The sequence below is a fragment of the Streptomyces sp. SID1328 genome, from assembly GCF_009865595.1.
Classification (GTDB): domain Bacteria; phylum Actinomycetota; class Actinomycetes; order Streptomycetales; family Streptomycetaceae; genus Streptomyces; species Streptomyces griseoluteus.
Window position 1 is genome coordinate 1 of the sequence record NZ_WWKH01000304.1, and the last position, 2971, is coordinate 2971.

Consider the following 2971-nt stretch of genomic DNA (forward strand, 5'->3'; position numbering starts at 1 on the left):
CCCAGCGTGGGGAAGGTCAGCGTCCGCCGCGAACGCTCGTCCGGCACCCGCCGCACCGCCGCTCCCGGCGTCTCGGGGGCGGTCGTTTCCGGCGCCGGCGCGGCCCAGCGCAGCGGCACCACGGCGAACACCCCGTCCTCGGCGGGGTCCAGCCCCAGCAGGCGCCCGATGCGCGGTTCGTCGAACCACAGGGCGGTGCCCAGCCGCAGGTTGTGCGCCCGCGCCCACATCCGCCAGGTCTCCAGCAGGGCGCCGATGTCCATCGTCACGGCGTGGTAGGAGAAGCTGTTGTACTTGAAGGCGTTCTGCCAGAAGGTCACGCCCAGCACCAGGAACTGGTCGGTGTCGGCATCCGCCAAGTCACCCAGGGCGGCCCGGACTTCGCCGGTCACGTCACCGGACAGCAGCCGGTTCAGCCGGTGGTGCGGGGTGTCGTAGTAGTAGACGCCCGGTGTGAGCGGGCCGCTCGCGCCGCTCACCCAGTGCACGCCGACCGGGTACAGGCCGCCGCCGGATGCGGTGCCGCGCGACCAGTTGGCGTGGGTGTGGAACGGCAGCGACCCCAGGTCCGTATTGGCCTGTACGGCCAGCCGGCGTCCGGTGAGCCCGTAGGAGTCCCGGAGCATCGCACCCAGCAGAGGCAGCGTGAACGCGCCCGTGCCCGGCTCGCCGAACAGGCCCCGGCCCAGCGTGGCGTCGTCCGCGCAGCCGCCGTCGGGCAGCGGGAAGGAGGGCACGCCGGGGAAGTACTTGCCCTTGCGGGGCCGGTCGGCCCAGTCCGGCACGAAGTCGGCCGGCTCCATCGGGGTCCTGCCCCGCCGCATCACCGCGGTCGCGTACTCATGGGCGTATCCCATGGTCACTCCCTAGTCAGCTCGTCTGTGGCGGACGCCCGGCGGTTCGGGCCGGGCGCCCGGGATGTCGTTGGTGCGGACAGCCGCGGGGGCGGTCAGGGGAAGGGGTGCGGGGCCGGATTGCAGTCGTCCGGCGGCAGGTCCGCCGTACGCAGCCCGGCCTCCCGCAGCGCCGTACGGGCCCGGGGCAGCCACGGGCCGCGCTGCCGGCTGAAGCCGAAGTCGATCGGGAGGAGGCCGGGCACCAGCACCTTGACCGTGCTCAGCCCCAACGCCCGCTGCTCCGGTGCGGTCTGGTCGACCACGACCACGTCGAAACCGCGTGCGGTCACGTCCGCCACGACCGCCTCCACGTCCGCGCGCAGGTCCGCCGGGCGGGGGCGGGGGCGGTCCGGGGCGAGCGAGGCGAGCGGGACGCGGTCACCGTCGTCCCGGCCGCGCAGCAGGAAGTCGGTGTAGCGGCCCATCTCGGGCAGCCCGTACAGCAGCGGATGGTCGTGCAGCACCCGCACCTCGTCGAAGTCGGCCGCCATCCGGCGCAGCCGCCGCTCCTCGCGGGCGGTACGGCGGCGCAGGTTGACCGAGTCGGTGGCGATCTCGCACAGCCCGCCCGCGAGCGCGTCCTCCGGGTCGAGCGAGGCGCCCGCGCCGAAGCACAGCAGCCCCGGCCCGCCGTCCACCCGCTCGGCCACCGCGGTCACCACCGGCACCGGGAAGCTGATCCGGGTGTCGAAGAACCGCGCCCGGTACCCGTACATCGCCAGCCGGTCCACCATCGCGCGGGTCGCGGGCCGGGCACTGCTCGCCGGGTCGATCTCGGGCAGCCTGGCCCGGCCGAACCAGGCCAGCAGGAAGGCGTCGCGCTCGATGGTCTCCATCAGCCCGTGGTGCACGGCCTCGGCCGGACTTCCGCCCGAGGCGCAGCCGTTGGAGCTCTCCTGCACGAACCGGCGCCGGATGCCGCCCGGCGCGTGGTAGTACGCGACCACCTCGGGGACGAGGACCGGCCGGGTGTCCCGCAGCGACCAGCCCCACACCCACTGGACGGGCCGGTCCGGTGCGAACCGGGGCGCGCCGGCCGCCTCCGCGTCGAAGGTGTCCGGGTACAGCCCGGTGATCCGGGGGTCGACCGCCGTGTCGCCCAGCTCCTCCAGCGTGGCCGTGACGACCGGGCGCCGGGCGCGCGCCCGCATCCCCGCGTACCGCTCCAGCCCCTCCAGGAGCCCGACCCGCACACTCGTGCCGTACGCCCCGGTGTGCCCGCCCCAGTAGCACTCGCGCAGATAGGCGCCGGAGCGGGTGGTGAAGGCGCCGACCGCCGACGAGGTGGAGGCCGACGTCAGATCGGGCGCCACGGACGGGCCGAGCATCCCGGTCACCGGGTTGGCGAACGCCTCCAGCGGGAGGTCGTACGCGGACAGCGGTCGGGTGCGGAAGCTGCCCGGCGCGTGCTCCGGGGCGGGCTCCAGGGCGATCCTGGCGCCCTCGGCCGTGTCGTCCGGCCGGTCCGCGCAGGCCGGGCACTCCCCGTCCGGCACCAGCGGGAACCGGGCGACCCGCAGCGTCTCCAGGTCCAGCAGCCACACCCACGGATGCCGTACGGCGGGCGGGTGCGCCTCGGCCGCAGAGACGAGCGCGGCCAGCGCGTCCACCACGAAGTCGGCACCCCACGGCGGGGTCCCGGTCGCGCGGGTGGGCCCGCCCTGCTCCAGTGCCTCCCTCAGGAACCCGGCGCGCACCGCCTGCCAACGCCGGGCCAGACAGCGCGGACACCCGTGCCCGCCGACAGGGGCGACCGGGCCGACCACGGCGTGATGCCCGTAGAGGCCCACGGGGATCACGTCGGGCGCGAACTCCGGCACGGCATCGTTGAGTTCGTCGCGGACGCCCAGTGCCGTCACCACGGCGCCCCGGCCGGGGACACGGGAGGCGAGCGCGGTGGTCAGCCGCTCGCACACCGTGTCCCAGGGCGCGTCGACGGCGACCGGCGCCGCCTCCGTCTCAGTGGGCACCGGGCCCGCCACGGGTGAGCAGCACGCGCACGGCGTGGATCTCGCCCGCCGCCAGGTCCGGCGCGGCCACCGGCACCGCGAACGCGTCCCGTCCGGCCGCGGCCA

2 protein-coding genes are annotated in these 2971 nt (G+C 75.5%); both read right to left on the reverse strand.

Features of this window, described 5'->3' with window-relative positions; genetic code table 11:
• Positions 1-857, reverse strand: an 857-nt coding sequence (locus GT030_RS09125; protein WP_237522282.1) for a SagB family peptide dehydrogenase, incomplete at its 3' end; no start/stop codon positions are given.
• 92 nt (positions 858-949) lie between these two features.
• Positions 950-2866 carry a TOMM precursor leader peptide-binding protein gene (locus GT030_RS09130; protein ID WP_161200660.1) on the reverse strand — a complete coding sequence of 639 codons (1917 nt, stop codon included), beginning with the start codon at positions 2864-2866 and terminating at the stop codon, positions 950-952.
• Between the last annotated feature and the right edge of the window lie 105 nt (positions 2867-2971).